This is a genomic window from Pseudoalteromonas sp. PS5, from assembly GCF_004103255.1.
GTDB classification, from domain to species: domain Bacteria; phylum Pseudomonadota; class Gammaproteobacteria; order Enterobacterales; family Alteromonadaceae; genus Pseudoalteromonas; species Pseudoalteromonas peptidolytica.
The window spans coordinates 1-741 of sequence record NZ_RCSQ01000255.1 but is presented as its reverse complement, the minus strand read 5'-3'; the positions used below and the strand labels follow the sequence as shown (position 1 = coordinate 741).

Below are 741 nucleotides of genomic sequence, written 5' to 3'. Positions count from 1 at the left end.
CAGAGCCAGTTTCAAATACAATAGCCGGATCGCTTCCCGCCACATGATACACTTGCAGTGAAACTGTATTTGCAACAACAATACGCTCTTTGATGGTACGCTCAAGCACAGCCTTCGCAAAGGCTGTGCTACTGGCAACAATACAGAATAAAAAAAGCAGCTTGTGACACATCTATTTTCCTTGATGTTAACCTTTCCACTTGGGAAACAATGTAGCAGCTAGTAACCAAATCTGCTATGGCTAGCATTGCGCCTGAGACTTAAGCTAGAGCTTAGCTAAGCTTATGTTTTATCCTGCTAAAATCTGTAATAACAGAATTTAGATGTCTGCATTTTATAAGATAAACTTAACTTTGCTATTTACTCGAATTAAAAAAGTGAGAAGCAAGCAAAGAAAGCCCGATACATAAAGCGGTCAACATGGTTGCTTCAACATCAGTAAACATTTTTAGCAAGCTAAGAAAGAATGAGTGAATAAAGTAGACCGCTGATGAATACAATGCAATATTTTTACTGTTTCCTGATACTTTTATTTTCGTAAAAGTAATGAAAACAAAAGGACACAGAATTAAAAGTGAGAAATAGTTATCGAACCCTTCATCCATGCTGGCTTGGGAGTAGTTGATATAAGACTCTAGCAGTAAGAAAGCAAGACCCAAAACACTCAGCGTTGTAGCGCTTGTTAAACTAATCTTAGTATGAATGCGATGCTTATTTATCAAAAAAACCAATACAGAAAAA

Annotated in this window: 1 protein-coding gene; it reads right to left on the bottom strand. The window is 36.8% G+C overall.

From position 1 onward, the window contains the following. Positions 1-356 precede the first annotated feature (356 nt). Positions 357-741, bottom strand: a 385-nt coding sequence (locus tag D9603_RS21995; RefSeq protein ID WP_206644534.1) for a hypothetical protein, incomplete at its 5' end; no start/stop codon positions are given.